This window comes from Grimontia hollisae CIP 101886 (assembly GCF_000176515.1).
Classification (GTDB): Bacteria; Pseudomonadota; Gammaproteobacteria; order Enterobacterales; family Vibrionaceae; genus Enterovibrio; species Enterovibrio hollisae.
In genome coordinates, this window is record NZ_ADAQ01000011.1 from 584,775 (window position 1) to 602,166 (window position 17,392).

Consider the following 17,392-nt stretch of genomic DNA (forward strand, 5'->3'; position numbering starts at 1 on the left):
GGTTTCATTTCATTTTGTTTTTTTAATCACCTTGTTGAGAGTTTGTCACCTTTAATTCATCAAAAAGGCTGTTTAAAACAGCCTTTTTATCATTTAGTTAGTGTCTACCATCGACCCGCCATGACACGGTGGGGACATGGGTGCTTGTCCATTCAAATCATGCCACTCACCCTCAGTATACGTATGAATCGCAAGTGCATGGATAGCATTTTGCAATTCATCACTCAGGGTTTGGTTTACAGCACGATGTCTGCTGATAAGGCGTAGGCCTTCAAACTGCCTGCTCACGATAGTCACTTTAAAATGGCTTTCTGCACCTTCCGGAACATTATGCATGTAACTTTCGTTTTTCACGTCCAGATATAACGGTGAAAATGTGGTACTGAGCTTTTGCTCAATGATTTTTTGAACACTCATGCTTTCCTCTGCCCATAACGCAAAATGTAACTCGGTCCAAATGGCCCACGTATTCAAATCAAGGCATACAGTTATGACCTATCAGGGAGCCAGGCTCAAGCAAGTTATGACAAATAAATGCTTCGACAGTCTGCATCTTGCGTCTTTTTCAGTATATTATCTGCGCCAATATACGCTATTCTCACAAGCAGTTCGCTGATACTTCCCATGAAAACAACATTAGAACTAGGTGGTAAGACATTTTCTTTGCGTCGCTACCCCATTCAGAAAAACGAGACTCTGCAGGCATGGGATGCGGCAGATGAATACCTGATACAGCAGTTAGAAGATTCAGAACTCCCCAAAGGGGCGCACATCCTTATCCTCAATGATGGATTCGGTGCATTAAGCTGCTGGGCTGCAGCAAAAGGCTACCGCGTCACAACCACCAGTGATTCGCACCTCTCTCACCTCAGCCTTAACGCTAACCTCAAAGAAAACAACCTGTCCGGCGTTACTTTTCTTTCATCCACGGAAACACTACCGACCGATGCAGACATTGTGGTCATGAAGCTGCCAAAGAACAACCGGTTCTTAGTGTGGCAATTACAACAAATCGCCTTGTATGGTGCGATGAGTGTACAGGTTATCGCCGGTGCAAAAGTGAAAGATATTCATACATCAACACTTAAACTTTTTGAGAAGCACCTTGGTGCAACGCACACTTCCCTGGCGAAGAAAAAAGCCCGTCTGATTTTTTGCAGCAAGGAAAAGCAACGTGATGCGGCACCAACAGAAACCACCTCCTTTGAGGTTCCTGATTTTGGCATGACACTTCACAACCATGCCAATGTCTTCTCATCAGAAAGTCTGGACATTGCGGCATACCTGATGCTGAAACATATTCCAGTATCCACAAAGATAAAACACATTATCGATTTGGGTTGTGGCAACGGTGTGCTCTCCGTAGAAGCTGCACGGCGGAACCCACAAGCCACTATCACAGCCGTAGATGAAAGCCATATGGCTGTCGCCTCAACCACAACCAATTTGCTCAGCCATGGGATTGAGCCTGCGCGCATACATTGTAAGGTGAACAACTGTCTGGACGGTTTTGAAAAAAACAGCGCCGATCTCGTCTTGTGTAATCCGCCGTTTCATCAAATGAATACGGTGACAGATCACATCGCCTGGCAAATGTTTTGTGATGCCAGACGGGTTCTTGAGCCCAAGGGACGTATTGTAGTGATTGGTAATCGTCACCTCGGCTACCATGCTAAATTGAAACGTCTTTTTGGTAATGCGCAAGTCATTGCTTCTAACCGTAAGTTTGTTATTGTCGAAGCTTATAAACAGCCTGATTAAAAAGGGATGCATTAACGTATGAAAAAACTTCTGCTTGTTTCTGGACTGGTCCTGGGCCTGAGTGCTTGCTCATCCCCCCGTGAACCCCAGTTAACAATCGCACCACAGCCTGCGATTTCATCAGTGCCTGTGGCACAAAGTAAACCTGTGACAGTAGAAAGCCGCGATCTGAGAACTGCCCAGTTTGTCGCCGTGGTAGACAATGGCCGTAAAAATGTTCAGCCGATTCAGGCCACATCAAATGTCCGTGTTGTACTGGAAGATGCATTGATTCGACAGCTCAACGCCCAGGGCTACAAAGTCGTAACCGACAGTAAAGGCAAACTACGTATGGATCTGCTTGATGCCTTAGTAAAAGTGGATCACAGCGTGTTCTCACATACCATGAGCACCAACGTGCAAATCCAGTTGGTGGCAGAAAACGGCCAGCATAAATTTGTGAAACGCTACACTGGGAAGTCCACCACTGAAGGGGCGACCAGTGCATCGGTTGAAGACATGGAGCTGGCCCTGAACAGTCTGCTTGAAGCCGTACTTCAGGATATTGCACGTGACCAGCAACTGATAACCTTCATGAACGAGAACTTCTGATGAACACCTTTTTCAGAACGATACTTGTTACTGCTTCCCTGTTTGCGGCCAATGCAATGGCCGCCAACCCGGTTGTCAGTGTTGAAACCAGTGTCGGCGATTTCACACTGGAGCTGTACCCGGAAAAAGCCCCAAAAACCGTCGAAAACTTTCTTAAGTATGTGGAAGACGGCAGCTATGTCGGTACCCAGTTTCACCGAGTGATCCCTGGTTTCGTTGCTCAGGGTGGTGGCTACGATGCGTCCTTCCAACCTCGCCCTAACACCTATGGCGAGATCATAAACGAATCGAAAAACGGCCTTGGTAACGAACGAGGCACGATTGCCATGGCGCGCCGACAATCACCAGATTCAGCGACACGCCAGTTCTTCATTAACCTCGAAAATAACAGTAACCTGAATGGCAATAGCTATAAATATGGCTATACCGTTTTTGGGAAAGTCATTGAAGGGTTTAACACCGTCGAGAAGATGGCAAAGGTTAAAACCGTCACAGTACCTGAAACGCGCATGCGTGATGTCCCCCAGCAACCTATACTTATCGAGAAGATTATCATTACCAGTAAGTAGCAGGTTAAAAGGGATGCTAAAACTCGTTGTAGACAACACTGAACAGCACCACAACGAACTCGTCGGAGAGCATGTTAAAACGCATGCCCCGGCGTTTGCTGCACAAGTTATCCGTTTTATCCTACGGCAGTCCTCCTATGAAGAGCTCAACACCGCCTGCCGCAATCAGTTTCTTGAATGGTGGAAATCATCGCTTCCCAGTGGTTCCCCCGATGATGACTATGAATCGGTATACTGGTATTTGGTCTACCTCATCGAATCCCGCCGTGAAGACGAATTAATTGGCAACCGGTTTGTGAACCGACGTCTCAAAGAATGCGCTTGTTATTTGATCAACAAAGGAAAACTCCCTCGCTTTGCGCGTGGTATTCGCCCCTGAAGCACGGTAGCATTGTTTTACCTTACATCAATAACAGGGCATTGCGCCATGTCCCAACTTTCCACTCCTTCCTGGCGGGAAACGCTGGCCAGTTATCTTGACCGCAGACTTCTTTGGGTGTTTCTCCTCGGTTGCGCAAGCGGCTTTCCATGGCTTTTGATTGGCTCAAACATGTCTGGCTGGCTCAAGGACGCGGGCCTTACCCGCACAGCCATCGGCCTGTTTGGATCGATTTTTGCTGTTTATGCCATTAACTGGATGTGGGCGCCTCTGATTGACCGCGTTAAACTGCCTGTGCTTCACCGCACCTTAGGTCAGCGCCGCAGTTGGATCTTGTTGATGCAGGTTATCATGCTCATCTGTACGCTGTTTATTGCCAATACTGATCCGTCTTTTAATCTCTGGCTGACATCCATGCTTGCTCTTACTATCGCCTTGGCATCAGCCACCCAGGATATTGCCATCGATGCATTCCGTATCGACAGTTTTGGAGAGCAGGAAAAGTCCAAAATGCCCCAGGCGGCGGCTATGGCAGTGATCGGTTGGTGGACCGGTTACAGCCTGCCGGGCTATTTTGCCTTTATCAATGCCGATACTATCGGTTGGAATGGGGTCTATTACGGAATGGCGGCCTTTATTGGGCTTCTGATCCTGTTTACGCTGTTTATTGGAGAGCCAGATTCGAAACGGGACAAACTCCAGGCGGAAGCAGAAACCCGCTATGCCAAGCGTTTGAACCAAGGCGAAAACAGTATTCTCGTGTGGTTTTCTGTCACTATTGTGGAGCCTTTTGCCGAGTTTTTCCGACGCAACGGTGTCAAGGTCGCACTGACCCTGCTTCTGTTTGTCTTCCTGTTTAAAGTGGGTGAGGCCTTCCTTGGACGTATGTCGATTGTGTTCTACAAAGAAGTGGGATTCAGTAATGAACAAATCGGTCAATACTCCAAACTGATCGGTTGGGGAGCGACCGTTGTTTTCACCTTGATTGGCAGCGCAATAAATGTCCGCTTTGGCGTGGTGAAAGGGCTGTTGATTGGTGGTATCGCGATGGCAGCCAGCAACCTGATGTTTGCTATGATGGCGCATGTAGGGCCTAACGAACATCTGTTCCTTGCCACTATTATCGTCGATAACTTCACCAGCGCCTTCGCCACGATTGCTTTTGTCTCCTTCCTGACCTTCCTGACCGGGCGGGCATTTTCGGCAACACAATATGCACTTTTGGCCTCACTCGGTAACCTTGGCCGCACTACACTGTCATCATTCAGCGGGTCATTGGTTGACTGGATTGATCAGTTCGAGTGGATTCACAAGATCACCTGGCTCGATCCCTGGTCTTTCTTCTTTATCCTCACCACCATAATGGTGCTCCCAAGCCTTGCCATGATTGTCGGGCTCAGAAAACACTTCAAAATGCTTCAGGATAGGCAAGAGACCGCTTAACCCCTGTTTAATCCGCGACCAATGTCGCGGATTATTCACACGTATTCTGTTTAAACCTTTTCCTGGATCATCTTTTGAAACATTCATCGCGAATGCAATCCATTTCAAGACGATCAAAATCACAATCGGAAAATGTTTTCAGTTTCATTGCATTTTCTTTTTTGAACTTTTCCATAAAATGGCGCTCATCCCGGCGGAGGTCCAACCAACGAATGTCTTTGCCGCTCCTTTCTCACGATATAAAGAGAACAGAAAAATGCGTAAATCACTTCTCGCTCTAGGTCTAATGGCTGCTACTTCTACCCCAGCAATGGCTGCTGATTACTCAGACGGTGACATCCACAAGAATGATTTCAAATTCCTGCAGTTCAACCTGATGGCTGCTGTGAATGAGAAGGGCGTCAGTGAGTCATCACATGACTATCTGGAAATGGAATTTGGTGGCCGCTCAGGTATCTTCGATCTGTACGGTTATGTTGATGTATTCAACCTGACTTCTGATCCAGGCAGTGATAAAGCTGGCGCCGAGAAAATGTTCATGAAGTTTGCGCCACGTGCTTCTCTGGATGCAATGACCGGCGTTGACCTGTCATTTGGCCCAGTTCAGGAACTGTTTGTTGCTTCTGTCGTTGAATGGGGTGGTAACAGCGGTATCAACACACAAAAGATCGGTCTGGGTTCAAACGTTGAACTGCCTTGGTTTGGTACTGTTGGCCTGAACGCTTACGCAACTTACGACAGCAATAATAAAGACTGGAACGGTTACCAAGTTTCTACTAACTGGTTCAAACCTTTCTACTTCTTCGACAACGGTTCATTCATTTCTTACCAGGGTTACATTGATTACCAGTTTGGTATGAAAGAAGAGCTAGGCGCAACTGCAAGCCACGGTGGCGCAATGTTTAACGGTATCTACTGGCACTCAGATCGCTACGCTGTAGGTTACGGCCTCAAAGCCTACCACAATGTATACGGTTTTGAAGATGGTAGAGCAATTCCTACGATCATTGGTAATCCAATTGCAGAGTCTTCAGGCATCGGTCACTACTTCGCCGTAACCTACAAGTTCTAATTGCCGAACATTCATTGCGCATAGACAGCAAGGGCAGCCCCAAAGGCTGCCTTTTTACGTTTCCTCATTCGGCAGCCTGCGTAACAATGGTATGCTTTCAGCACGTAACCAATAAAGGAAGAAACATGCGTTTTACGCTTGTCGGTGCCGGTGCGATCGGCTCGTTGTGGGGACTCAAGCTGTTTGAAGCTGGCCATCAGGTCCATGTTGTCACCCGCAAGGACGTCTCTAAGGTTGCGCTTGGTTTCGAACATCAAAACCTCCACACTTTTCCCGCCAACCGACCCGTACTTATCGAGGAAAGTGATTGCCTCTTGGTATGTGTAAAAGCCTTTCAGATTGATGATGCCATCCAACTCATAAAATGCCACCTACACCCTGACACCCCCGTTGTCCTGATGCACAACGGCATGGGGGCAGCGGCGGTAGCACTGAAGTTGCTCAGACATAATCCCCTGTTAATCGCGACCACGTCACATGGCAGCCTGAGACTCACTGAATCATGGATCCGCCATACCGGACTGGGTGAAACACGGCTTGGGGGGATCAACACAACCGGCAAGCAATGCAGGTTTATGGCGGACGTGTTCAACCACGCCCTTGCCCCGTGCTACTGGGAAACGAATATCCAAACAGCGCTTTGGAATAAACTTGCCGTCAATTGTATGATCAACCCCATCACGGCGCTGCATCAATGCAAAAATGGTGCACTGCTTTCAGATCACCGGCAAACGCAGCTCACAAGATTAAGTGATGAAATCGCCAGGGTGATGCAGGCTGAAGGCTTGGCAACATCACCGGAAGAGGTTTTACAGAAGGCACTACAAGTGGCAAAGGCAACGGCGGAAAACCATTCTTCAATGAACCGGGATGTACACTTTAAGCGTCGCTCAGAAATTGACTTTATTACCGGCTACCTTATCAGCCGCGCAGAATTCCACGATATTGCAGTCCCGGAAAACCGGGCGCTGTATCACGCAATCAAAGATCTGGAGCAATCCTATGATAACGCCTAGCATATTGGTCTGCCTGGCACCGGGCACAGAAGAAATCGAAGCGGTGACCGTCATTGATGTGATGGTCAGGGCAGGTTTTAACGTCACTACCGCAAGCGCTGCCGAAGACGGGCAACTGACCCTCACCTGTTCCCGTGGGGTGAAACTGACCGCTGATATTCCACTGGTCAATGTGGCTGATGACGAGTTTGACTGTATTGTGATCCCCGGTGGTGTAGAGGGTGCAACGCGATTGGGAGAAAGTGCTCTGGTGGTTGAAATGATCCGCCAACAGCAATGCGACCGGAAATGGGTTGCAGCGATTTGTGCCGCCCCGGCATTGGTGATAGAGAAGAACAAACTGTTCCCGGATGCGTATAAAACCTGTCACCCTGCCTTTATCGATCGCATTCCGGCAGAAAAACAAAACAGCCGCCGGGTATTTACCGACCATGACCATAAGCTCATCACCAGTCAGGGCCCAGGTACAGCCTTAGAGTTTGCGGTAGAAATCGTGTACCAACTGGCAGGAAAAGACAAAGCCCGTGAAGTGGTGGAACCGATGGTGATCATCCCAAACCTTCACTATGAGAAGAAATTTGCATAGCGAGATGCGGGCTGATTTCACAGCAAATCACTGCATTCAAGCCTGTCGACTATCCATTCTCTGAGAAACGAAAAAAACCGACCTAAGATGGTCGGTTTTTGGCATCTCAAGCCTCGTCACTGCTCGCTCTGGCATCGGCCTTACGGGCGATAAACCTTGACGTTGGCATAGCCATTTTCTTGCAAGTAAAGCGCCTGCAGGCGACTCATCACACCACGCTCACAATAGAGCAGGTAAGTTTTACTCTGGTCAAGATCACCGAATTTGGTTGCCAGTTTGAAGAAAGGAATATGAACCACTTCCGCGCCATCGATTTCCAGCGGCTTGTCATCTTCTTCTTCCGGACTGCGGATATCCAGCACTACAGCATCCTTGGCGATTTCATCCACCAGTTCAACTTCGGGGGCCTTTTCTTTGCTCTGTTTTTCGATATCACGGATATCGATGATACGTGCGTCGTAAACCACCTTCTCCAGAATGCTGAAATCGAACTTGGCTTCTTCCGCTTCCAGCTTCTCTTTCACCGCTTTCACGGTCGGTTTGCGTGAAATCACACCACAGTATTCCGGCATGGTCTTGGCAAAGTCTTCAGTACCAATTTCACGGGCCAGATTAATGATGTCCTCTTTATCCCAGTTGATCAGCGGTCGCAGGATCAGGGTGTCAGACACATTGTCGATATGGCGCAGGTTAGTCAGGGTCTGGCTGGAGACCTGGCCCAGTGCTTCACCGGTAACCAACGCCTGAATGCCAAACTTCTCCGCCAGCATGGAGGCGGCGCGCATAAACATGCGCTTGAGGATCACGCCCATCTGGCCGTCGTCCACTTTCTCCAGAATTTCTGCCACTACCGGCTCGAAATCGACGCTGACAAATTTCACCTTGGCAGAAGAGCCGTACTTCTCCCACAGATAATAAGCGGTTTGTTGCACGCCAATCTCATGCGCGGCACCGCCCAGATTAAAGAAGCAGTAATGCACCTTGCTGCCGCGTTTGATATGCAGGTAGCTGGAAACTCCTGAGTCAAAACCGCCTGAGATCAGGCTAAGCACATCTTCCTGCGTACCCAGAGGGAAACCGCCCAGACCTTTATGACGCTGGCGTACAACGTTCACCTTTTCACGGTCAACTTCCAGATTAACGGTGACTTCAGGATTACGCAGCTGAACGCGGGCAGATTCCACACTCTGGTTCAGGCCACCGCCGACATAGCGCTCAACATCAATCGACGTGAAGTCATGAGATCCACGGCGTTTCACGCGCACGCAGAAGCTTTTACCTTCAATCTGTTCGCGTACCGCAGGCAACACAATTTCATAAATACTGTGAAGGTCAGTAAAAGGCGTTTGCTCAACTTCCAGTACATGGTGAATGCCGGGCGTTGCCGTCAGCACGCTGAGTGCGATATCTCGCTCTGCGTCATCTTTAAGCGAAACCTCGATATGGTCACGACGGTTGAACACCGCCATTGCATCTGACTTTCGCTTAAGAATATTTCGGATGTTACATTCCAGAATTTTCGTGAAGCGCTTCCGTACAGATTCACTTTTAACCATCACCTCAGGATGAATTTTGACGATAAATTTCATAACAGGTTTCGCTGCGGCTCTTACAAAGGCGCGGATTATACCTCAAGCAGGCCGTATGCGAAATAACCCCACATTACATGCAAAAAGGCAGTGCCGTTGCACTGCCTTATCTTTCTGAGGGTTAACTTAAAATAGCAGTATTAATTTTCCTGAATAGGTGCGACTGGCGCATTGGTTGACAACTCATCAGACTCACGGGCCTTGCCCTGCATGATGGCAATCTCTACCCGTCGGTTCTGTGCACGGTTTTCCGGTGTGTCGTTAGGTACACGTGGTGATGACCCTGCCAAGCCTTCAACGCGCATGCGCATCGGATCGAAGCCTTCGACCTTTTCCATCTCCTGGGCCACAGACACAGCGCGTTGTGCGGATAAATCCCAGTTAGAGCGGTAAAGCTCTGAGTCCAGCGGCGAGTCATCCGTATGGCCGGACACGCGGACAATGCCCGGCACATCTTTCACCAAATCGGCAATCTGTCGCACCAATGGCCGGAATTTAGGTTGCAAGAACGCAGAGCCCGCTGGGAAAGCGCCATTTTCACGGATGCGGATAATCAGTTGCTGACCTAGGTTTTCAACCTCTACGGCCCCTTCTTCCACTTCTCGTTCGAGTGCCTGAACCACCATCTGAGCGACACTGGACATCTGCTCGGTATCCTGTTCCATCTCTTGCATGGAGGCTTCACTGGCTGCTGACCCTCCCTCCAGTTCAGCAGAATCACGTTGTGCGCCACCGGCGCGATCCGATTCCCCTTCCTGAAAATCGAGGGTACGCTGGGTCATATCGATAGTTTGTTGCATGATCACTTCGATCGGTGTCGGCTCCGGCCGTCCTGGGCGGAATTCCTGCGCAATCACACTGGTTCCTTTCGGGATGTCTTTTACTTCGAGCAGGTTTTGTACACCAAACGCAAATTTCATCGAACCTGCAATCTGCTTAAACTTCAGAACATCCATTTCCGAGAAGGAAAGCAAAAGTACAAAGAAGCACATCAACAATGACATCAGGTCGGCGAACGTTCCCATCCAGGCTGGCAAGCCGGGGGGGGGACATTTGCATTCTTCATCCATACCTGACTCCTTATCCGTCTACGTCAACAGAGCGTTTCTTCTCGTTGAGGTAGTTCTTCAGATAGCCGTCAATAACGCGTGGATTCTGGCCGTCCTGAATCGCCAGCAAACCATCCATGATCAACCGGCGGTTCATTTTTTCCTGATCTTTACGCAAGCGGAGTTTATTGGCGATGGGAATAGCGACCATGTTGGCGAGCATGGCGCCATACAAGGTAGTCAACAAGGCGACAGCCATTGCAGGGCCAATGGCCTTCGGATCATCCATATTCGACAGCATGGCAACCAGACCTATCAGGGTACCGATCATCCCCATGGCGGGTGCAACATCCGCCAATGCCGTGTAGAATTGCGCGCCGGCATCATGGCGTTCATCGGTCATGGTAATGTCTTTTTGTAAGGTCATTTTTACCACTTCCGCATCGTGTCCATCCACCAGCATATCCCCCCCTTTTTTCATGAAGGTGTTCGGCACTTCCATCTCTTCCAAGGCCAAAAAACCCCCTTTACGCGCAGCGTCTGCCATTTCAACAATTTTGGCAATCAGGTCTTCCGGATCGTCAGCTTTGAACATGAACGCCTTGCCGGCGATTTTAAATGCCCCAAAAAACTGGCCGAGGGTGTAGTTCATCAACACAACAAACAAGCTGCCGCCGAAAACAATCAGGGTAGATGGAACATCTACGAACATACTGATGGTGCCGCCAAGCAACATCGCCATCACGATGAAGGCAAAGGCGCCCAAAATGCCTATGAGTGTCGCCAGATCCACAGAACGATCCCCTTAAAATTTTTCCAGCCAGAAGAGTCGGATACCTAAACAGTATGTAGGTATAGGTATCAATGAATTCGCTACCTGCCTTTCCGTTAACGGCAGCAACAGCGATAGATTTAGCGTATCTCTTAGATTTTATACGTAACGCTTCTCAAGGTACGGATTTATGTCTCAAGTTTAAGCCCAATGTCCGGTTTCGTGAATTCTATAGCGGCTAACTCTTGGCAGTCTCAGAGACATGTCACCGACAGAAACACAGACAAAAATCAAGCCGAAATCGTTGCAAGCCCCGGAAAATCTCCCCGGCAGCGCAGATTTTCACTCAAGCGTTTGACCCCTAACAGGCGCTGGGTTAACTTCTCCCGCATTCTGATAACTCTGGGATTATCATGGCTGCCAAAAAACCTGAAAACATGAACTTTGAGGAAACCCTCAAAGAGCTGGACACGATTGTTAATGGCCTAGAAAGTGGTGAGTTACCTCTGGACACAGCGCTGAAACAGTTCGAACGCGGAATTTCTCTCGCGCGTCAGGGACAGAAAACCCTGTCCGATGCAGAGCAGCGCGTCGAAATCCTGCTTGCGCAAGACGACAATGCTCCCCTGGAACCTTTTGAAGATACGCGCGATGAGTGATACCGCCCTAACCTCCACACTTCTTCATTACCAAACGCGAAACAATGACAAGCTGGCCTACTGGCTTGCTTCTCTCGGGCATCAGGAACAACCGCTAATTCAAGCCATGAAGCATGGCGCCCTGCTTGGCGGAAAACGGGTACGGCCGTTTTTGACCTACATGACAGGAAAACTGTTTGGTGCACCTGACGAGGCACTGGATACCCCAGCTGCCGCCGTCGAGTGCATCCATGCCTACTCGTTAATCCATGACGATCTTCCAGCCATGGATAACGATGATCTGCGCCGCGGCCAGCCGACCTGCCACGTAGCATTCGATGAAGCCAGCGCCATTCTTGCAGGTGACGCGCTGCAAACTCTGGCGTTTACCATTCTGGCTGAAGGTGATCTCTCACCCGAAGGTGAGGCGTACCGAATCCAGATGGTCAAAGAATTAGCGGCCGCTTCCGGTGCGGCAGGTATGTGTCTGGGTCAGGCGCTCGATTTGTCTGCTGAAGGCAAAAAAGTCGATGTGGACACACTGGAAACCATCCATCGCAATAAGACAGGTGCCCTGATCCGCTGTGCCGTGAGACTCGGGGCATTGGCTGCCGGTAAAAAAGGGGCCACATACCTTTCACAGCTGGATACCTTTTCCAACGCCATTGGCCTTGCGTTTCAGGTGCAAGATGACATTCTTGACATCATCAGTGACACAGAAACACTTGGAAAACCGCAAGGTTCCGACATCGCAGCGGAGAAAAGCACCTACCCCGCACTGTTGGGGCTGGAGGGCGCGCAACAGAAAGCAATGCTTCTTTATCAAGAAGCACTACAAGCGCTGGATGCAATCCCCTACAATACAGAGCAATTGGAAATGTTCGCCCGGTATATCATCGAGCGCAAGAATTAAAATAAGCAGCGCCAAAACGAATTTATGACTCTCGATATCGCAAAATATCCAACGCTCGCGTTGGCAAACACGCCTGACGAACTCAGATCGTTGCCCCGCGACGTCCTGCCAAAGCTGTGCGACGAACTTAGAACTTATCTCCTCAACTCAGTCAGCCATTCCAGTGGCCACTTTGCCTCTGGTCTTGGTGCGGTCGAACTGACTGTGGCGCTTCACTATGTGTATAACACGCCATTTGATCACCTGATCTGGGATGTCGGCCATCAGGCTTATCCCCATAAGATCCTGACCGGACGCCGCGAAAAGCTGCCCACTATTCGCCAAAAAGGCGGCCTTCATCCTTTCCCCTGGCGGGAAGAAAGCGAATATGACGTGCTTTCTGTCGGCCATAGTTCGACCTCCATCAGTGCTGGCCTGGGTTTAGCCATTGCAGCTGCAAAGGAAGGCCGTGATCGTAAGGTGGTCAGTGTTATCGGCGATGGCGCTATTACTGCAGGGATGGCCTTTGAAGCCATGAACCACGCCGGGGATGTGCATGCGGATATGCTGGTTATCCTGAACGACAACGAAATGTCGATCTCGGAAAACGTGGGCGCCCTGAACAATCATCTGGCACAGTTGCTCTCCGGCAATTTCTACACCTCAATCCGTGAAGGTGGCAAAAAAGTGTTGTCTGGCGCACCGCCAATTAAAGAGCTGGTTCGCCGTGCCGAGGAGCACCTCAAAGGGATGGTGGTTCCGGGTACTCTGTTCGAAGAGTTGGGCTTTAATTACATCGGCCCCGTCGACGGCCACGATGTGGAGGAGCTGGTCAAGACCATCAAGAACATGCGAAACCTCAAAGGCCCGCAATTCCTGCATGTAATGACCAAAAAGGGCAAAGGCTACGCACCGGCAGAGAAAGACCCTATCGGCTATCACGCCGTGCCCAAATTCAACCCAGCAGAGCACACTCTCCCTAAAGCGCAGTCCTCTGGGCCTACTTTCTCGCAGGTATTTGGGGATTGGCTGTGCGACATGGCTGCGGAAGATGAGAAGCTTCTGGCCATCACGCCTGCCATGCGTGAAGGCTCAGGTATGGTGAGGTTTTCGAAAACCTTCCCTGACCGCTATTTTGATGTAGCCATCGCGGAACAACATGCCGTGACACTCGGAACGGGGATGGCCATTGGTGGCTACCATCCTGTCGTTGCTATTTATTCCACTTTCCTGCAACGGGGCTACGACCAGCTTATCCATGATGTTGCCATCATGAACTTGCCGGTGATGTTTGCTATCGACCGTGGGGGGCTTGTCGGCGCTGATGGTCAGACCCATCAGGGCGCGTTCGATCTCAGCTTTATGCGCTGTATCCCTAATATGGTGATCATGGCCCCAAGCGATGAAAACGAGTGCCGCCAGATGCTTTATACTGGCCATCTCCACCAAGGTCCGAGTGCAGTGCGTTATCCCAGAGGCACAGGCTGTGGTGTGACAGTAGAAAAAACCATGACTGCGCTCCCTATCGGCAAAGGTGTACTGCGTCGCCAGGGCGAGAAAATCGCCATCCTGAACTTTGGCACCATGATGCCCTATGCCATGGAGGCAGCAGAAAAGCTCAACGCCACCGTCGCAGACATGCGTTTTGTGAAACCCTTGGATGAAGCCTTGATTGATGAGCTGGCTGCAACCCACGACGTGCTGGTGACCGTAGAAGAAAACGCCATTTCGGGCGGTGCGGGATCAGGGGTCATTGAATACCTGATGAAATCTCGCCAAATCAAACCGGTGTTGCAAATTGGTCTGCCGGATAAATTTATCCACCAAGGCACCCAACAAGAATTGCACGCCGAGCTGGAAATCGACGGAAAAGGCATTGAAGCACAAATCCGCCGCTACCTTGCTAACTAACTACCTTAAAACAACGGCGCCTCAGGCGCCGTTCAGACTGCTGACAAAGCCCTGGCCATTTGGCTGGGGCTTTGATCTAATAAGGGATAAGCAAACCAATCATGGATGTGGTGACATGCTTAAAGACCCTGGCCCTCAGCAATATGAAATCGAGATGGTGACACTCGAACAGTTGGTCCCCAAAAACCATCTCGTTCGCAAAATCGATGCTGCCGTCGACTTTGAATTTATCCGCGACGAGGTCGCCCACCTCTATTGCCACTACAATGGCCGCCCTGCGATAGACCCCGTTCGCCTGTTCAAAATCCTGCTCCTTGGCTTCCTCTTCGGCGTCAAAAGTGAACGCCAGCTCGTCAAAGACATCGAGGTCAATGTCGCTTACCGCTGGTTCCTGCGAATGTCACTCACTGAAAAGGTGATTGATGCGTCCACCTTGAGCCAGAATCGCCGCCGTCGCTTCAACGATACCGACGTGTTCGAACGCATCTTCATCCGTATCGTCGAACAGGCGATGAGCAAAGGCATGGTCGATGGACGTACCTTGTTTACCGACAGCACTCACCTGAAAGCCAATGCCAACAAGCGTAAATACCGTAACGAACTAGTGAAACAAAACGTCAGTGCTTATGCCGAGCTGTTGGATGAAGCGGTTGACGCTGACCGCGCAGCAGAAGGAAAACGCCCACTCAAGCCGAAAGATGGTCACATTGAGAAAAACACCAAAGTCAGCACCACCGACCCAGACAGCGGGTTCATGACACGGGACCAAAAACCACAGGGCTTCTTCTACCTTGACCATCGCACCGTCGACGGCAAACACGGCATCATCCTCGACACCCATGTCACGCCAGGCAATGTGAATGATGCCCAACCGTATATCGCTCGTCTGGATACCACGTTAGCGCGCTTTACGCTCTCGCCTGTTGCCGCCGGGCTTGATGCCGGTTACTTCACCGCGACTATCTGCCATGAACTGGAGCAGCGCCAAATCCTGCCGGTGATGGGATACCGCCGGCCTCACCGTACGAAGAATCCTATCAAGAAAAAGCACTTTCATTACGATAAAGAGACGGACCGCTATCTCTGTCCTCAGGGACAGGAGCTGATTTACAAGACCACCAACCGTCAGGCATACCGTGAATATCACTCTGATCCGCAGACATGCAAAACCTGCCCACTGCGTGAGGATTGCACCAAGAGTAAAAACCACAAACGGGTGATAACCCGGCACCTGTTCGAGAAATCGGTTGAGAATGCCAACGCTCTGAGACTGACTGCCTGGGGAAAGAAAGTGTACCGACGACGGGCAGAGACGGTGGAGCGCAGCTTCGCGGATGCCAAACAGCACCATGGTCATCGCTATGCGAGATTCCGAGGCTTGTTGAAAGTACAAATCCAGTGCTTTCTGGCGGCAGCGGCACAGAACATCAAGAAGATAGCCCTGATGGAGGCTTATCTTCGCAAAACTGGGCTCAATGCGCGCCAAATAGTCCAGATAGTGACGCAATTTAGCGTCTATGGGCTAAAAGCAGCCTGAACATAACAATATGGAAAAATAGCGTGATCGCGGCCTTCGGCCGCTAACAAAAGAAAACCCCGCTTGAAAAAGCGGGGTTAGTCAGCAATCTGAACGGCGCCTCAGGCGCCGTTTAACCAACGAATCCCGGCCCACAACACCAACATCGACATCACACCGGCCACGATATCATCCAGCATAATCCCAAGCCCTCCGTGAACTTTCTTGTCCAGCCAACTGATTGGCCACGGCTTCACCATGTCAAAAAAGCGGAAAATAACAAAACCGGCCAGTACCACCTGCCAGTCTGCCGACGGCACCAGTAACATGGTGATCCAAAAGCCGACAAACTCATCCCAGACAATGCCACCATGATCGTGAACCCCCATGTCTGATGATGTTCGCCCACAAAGGAAAATACCCGCTAATGCCCCGATCACCACCGCCACAGGCAGCGCCCAGCTTGACAGGGAAATGAAAAGCAAATAAAAAGGCACCGCAGCCAGGGTTCCCACCGTGCCCGGCACCCAAGGCGAAAGACCAGCACCAAACCCCGTCGCTAACAAGTGTACCGGGTTGCCCAGACGGATTTTTTTAATTGGATTATCCATACATCACTCTGAAAAATGATCCCAGCCATTCAGTGGCCAATCGACAGACTCTCCCTGCCACATGACCGTCACCCCTTCACCGTGACGCAGCTGCCCAATACAGCTGACGGGCGTATTGGTGTGGGAAAGTGCAGCATCCACTGCCCCGCGGTGACTTTCCGGCACCGTAAAGCAAAGCTCATACTCTTCACCGCTACACAGCGCCAATTTCGCCGCGGCTTCTGCACTACCACTGAAGGCCAGCAGTTCATCTGAGACGGGAATCGCATCGGCATGAATCACCGCTGACACACCACTGGCTTTCAAAATATGGCGAAGATCGGCCACCAGACCATCAGAGATATCAAGCCCAGAAGAGGCAATTCCACGCAGCGCCTGCCCAGCCAGAACCCGGGGTTCAGAGTAATAGTGACGGTGCAACAAGGTGTTTTCCAGGTCATTTTTCGGCGCATTGCCGTTTAAAATCACGGCCAGCCCTGCCGCGCTGTCACCAAGTTTACCCGTGACATACAGCCAGTCACCGGCTTTTGCGGTATCACGGCGTATTGCCTTACCTGATGGCACAAATCCCTGAAGAGTTATCGTGATACTGAGTGGCCCTTTAGTGGTATCACCACCGACTAACTGTACCTGATAGTATTCAGCCAGCTTGTAGAACCCCTCACAGAAAGCCGCGATCCAGGATTCATTGGACTCTGGCAATGTCAGGGCAAGGGAACACCAGGCAGGTATTGCCCCCATCGCAGCCAGATCGCTCAGATTAGACGCCAGTGCTTTATGCGCCACCATCACCGGGTCAGCATCCACCAAAAAGTGATTACCAGCGACCAGGGTGTCCGTGGTGACCACCAACTGGCAGTTTTCCGGGACAGCAATCAGCGCAGCATCATCACCAATGCCCAAGTCCACATCGCGGCGCGTGACAGGCTGCGACTTAAAGTAACGGTTTATCAGTTCAAATTCGTTACCGGCCATGATTCCTTCCTAAGAAAAAAGG

General features: G+C 50.4%; 18 protein-coding genes. 12 read left to right on the forward strand and 6 right to left on the reverse strand.

The genetic code is table 11. From position 1 onward, the window contains the following. Positions 1-93: 93 nt before the first annotated feature. Entirely contained in the window at positions 94-417 is a 324-nt protein-coding gene (locus tag VHA_RS09015) for a BolA family protein (RefSeq protein WP_005503708.1), read from the reverse strand. A gap of 207 nt (positions 418-624) precedes the next feature. Between VHA_RS09015 and VHA_RS09020 the strand changes: the two genes are divergently transcribed. From VHA_RS09020 to VHA_RS09055, 8 genes are all read left to right on the forward strand, one after another. Beyond that, positions 625-1,761, forward strand: coding sequence for a methyltransferase (locus tag VHA_RS09020; protein WP_005503709.1), 1,137 nt, complete (start codon positions 625-627; stop codon positions 1,759-1,761). A gap of 18 nt (positions 1,762-1,779) precedes the next feature. Continuing rightward, a complete protein-coding gene (locus tag VHA_RS09025; protein ID WP_005503714.1) occupies positions 1,780-2,352 on the forward strand; it encodes a YajG family lipoprotein in 573 nt (190 codons plus the stop codon). Further along, on the forward strand, positions 2,352-2,921 hold the full coding sequence (locus tag VHA_RS09030; RefSeq protein ID WP_005503715.1) for a peptidylprolyl isomerase: 570 nt from the start codon (positions 2,352-2,354) through the stop codon (positions 2,919-2,921). The genes VHA_RS09025 and VHA_RS09030 overlap by 1 nt, the downstream gene beginning before the upstream one ends. Before the next feature lie 13 nt (positions 2,922-2,934). Continuing rightward, positions 2,935-3,300, forward strand: a complete 366-nt coding sequence (locus tag VHA_RS09035) for a hypothetical protein (protein WP_005503716.1) — start codon at positions 2,935-2,937, stop codon at positions 3,298-3,300. A gap of 48 nt (positions 3,301-3,348) precedes the next feature. Then, positions 3,349-4,743: an AmpG family muropeptide MFS transporter gene (locus tag VHA_RS09040; protein ID WP_005503717.1), complete on the forward strand. Its 1,395-nt coding sequence runs from the start codon at positions 3,349-3,351 to the stop codon at positions 4,741-4,743. Positions 4,744-4,999: 256 nt separating this feature from the next. After that, entirely contained in the window at positions 5,000-5,815 is an 816-nt protein-coding gene (locus VHA_RS09045) for a nucleoside-specific channel-forming Tsx family protein (protein ID WP_040528558.1), read from the forward strand. A 125-nt stretch (positions 5,816-5,940) separates the two neighbouring features. Beyond that, positions 5,941-6,831 carry a 2-dehydropantoate 2-reductase gene (locus VHA_RS09050; protein ID WP_040528559.1) on the forward strand — a complete coding sequence of 297 codons (891 nt, stop codon included), beginning with the start codon at positions 5,941-5,943 and terminating at the stop codon, positions 6,829-6,831. After that, positions 6,818-7,417: a DJ-1 family glyoxalase III gene (locus VHA_RS09055; RefSeq protein ID WP_040528561.1), complete on the forward strand. Its 600-nt coding sequence runs from the start codon at positions 6,818-6,820 to the stop codon at positions 7,415-7,417. Before VHA_RS09050 ends, VHA_RS09055 begins: the two co-directional genes overlap by 14 nt. A 140-nt stretch (positions 7,418-7,557) precedes the next feature. On the opposite strand, the gene thiI is transcribed toward VHA_RS09055, so the two are convergent. The 3 genes from thiI to pomA all read right to left on the reverse strand — a co-directional run bounded on the left by thiI (position 7,558) and on the right by pomA (position 10,848). Beyond that, the gene (gene thiI, locus VHA_RS09060; RefSeq protein WP_005503724.1) at positions 7,558-9,006 is read right to left on the reverse strand and encodes a tRNA uracil 4-sulfurtransferase ThiI; all 1,449 of its coding nucleotides are present in this window, start codon (positions 9,004-9,006) and stop codon (positions 7,558-7,560) included. Between the two features lie 140 nt (positions 9,007-9,146). Then, on the reverse strand, positions 9,147-10,076 hold the full coding sequence (locus tag VHA_RS09065) for a flagellar motor protein MotB (RefSeq protein WP_005503725.1): 930 nt from the start codon (positions 10,074-10,076) through the stop codon (positions 9,147-9,149). A 10-nt stretch (positions 10,077-10,086) separates the two neighbouring features. After that, on the reverse strand, positions 10,087-10,848 hold the full coding sequence (gene pomA / locus VHA_RS09070) for a flagellar motor protein PomA (protein ID WP_005503726.1): 762 nt from the start codon (positions 10,846-10,848) through the stop codon (positions 10,087-10,089). Between the two features lie 392 nt (positions 10,849-11,240). On the opposite strand from pomA, the gene xseB reads away from it, so the two are divergent. The 4 genes from xseB (at position 11,241) to VHA_RS09090 (ending at position 15,805) form a co-directional block, all read left to right on the forward strand. Beyond that, positions 11,241-11,486 (forward strand): exodeoxyribonuclease VII small subunit, encoded by a 246-nt coding sequence (gene xseB, locus VHA_RS09075; RefSeq protein ID WP_005503727.1) that lies wholly within the window; start codon positions 11,241-11,243, stop codon positions 11,484-11,486. Next, entirely contained in the window at positions 11,479-12,378 is a 900-nt protein-coding gene (ispA, locus tag VHA_RS09080; protein WP_040528563.1) for a (2E,6E)-farnesyl diphosphate synthase, read from the forward strand. The genes xseB and ispA overlap by 8 nt, the downstream gene beginning before the upstream one ends. A gap of 24 nt (positions 12,379-12,402) precedes the next feature. Continuing rightward, positions 12,403-14,268: a 1-deoxy-D-xylulose-5-phosphate synthase gene (dxs, locus tag VHA_RS09085; RefSeq protein ID WP_005503729.1), complete on the forward strand. Its 1,866-nt coding sequence runs from the start codon at positions 12,403-12,405 to the stop codon at positions 14,266-14,268. A gap of 115 nt (positions 14,269-14,383) precedes the next feature. Continuing rightward, positions 14,384-15,805 carry an IS1182-like element ISGho1 family transposase gene (locus VHA_RS09090; RefSeq protein ID WP_005503731.1) on the forward strand — a complete coding sequence of 474 codons (1,422 nt, stop codon included), beginning with the start codon at positions 14,384-14,386 and terminating at the stop codon, positions 15,803-15,805. A 101-nt stretch (positions 15,806-15,906) separates the two neighbouring features. Here VHA_RS09090 and pgpA read toward each other — a convergent pair whose 3' ends face one another. Both pgpA and thiL read right to left on the reverse strand, forming a co-directional pair. Beyond that, positions 15,907-16,395: a phosphatidylglycerophosphatase A gene (pgpA, locus tag VHA_RS09095; RefSeq protein WP_005503732.1), complete on the reverse strand. Its 489-nt coding sequence runs from the start codon at positions 16,393-16,395 to the stop codon at positions 15,907-15,909. 3 nt (positions 16,396-16,398) lie between these two features. Beyond that, positions 16,399-17,370, reverse strand: a complete 972-nt coding sequence (gene thiL / locus VHA_RS09100; protein WP_005503733.1) for a thiamine-phosphate kinase — start codon at positions 17,368-17,370, stop codon at positions 16,399-16,401. Between the last annotated feature and the right edge of the window lie 22 nt (positions 17,371-17,392).